Annotated in this window: 1 protein-coding gene; it reads right to left on the bottom strand. The window is 63.0% G+C overall.

All coding sequences use genetic code 11. The annotated features are described in order from the left end of the window. Positions 1-441 (bottom strand): integrase core domain-containing protein (locus VVR41_RS10715; RefSeq protein ID WP_368524759.1); only part of this gene is annotated, 441 nt, incomplete at both ends.

The following is a 441-nucleotide window of genomic DNA, read 5'->3' as shown; positions in this document are numbered from 1 at the left end:
ACCCCCACACGCGGAATGGGGCCGGTGGTGATTGTAATCATGCAGCCACCGGCCCAGCGCCTGTCTGCGTTCCTGCTCCGACATGTAATGCCGGGCATAGGCCCACCCATCGGCGAGTGTGCGGTGGAACCGCTCGATTTTGCCGTTGGTCTGCGGCCGGTACGGCCTGGTCCACTTCGGCACAATCCCCATCTCGTTGCAGGTCTCGGCCCACAACCTAGACCTGTACGCTGACCCATTGTCACTGATGACTCGCTCGACGGTGATCCCACGTGCACCGAACCAGGCCACCGCCCGCCGCAGTACGCCGCTTGCCGTCACCGCCTTTTCATCGTCGTGGATTTCGGCGTACGCCACCCGGGAGTAGTCGTCGACGACGGTGTGGACGAAGCAGTGGCCCATCTTCGGGTTGTAGTGGGCATTTTTCGGTTTCCCCGGGGT

Origin of the sequence: Corynebacterium sp. LK2510, assembly GCF_040946405.1 — a bacterium.
Lineage (GTDB): Bacteria > Actinomycetota > Actinomycetes > Mycobacteriales > Mycobacteriaceae > Corynebacterium.
This window is presented reverse-complemented; position numbering and strand designations above follow the sequence as displayed.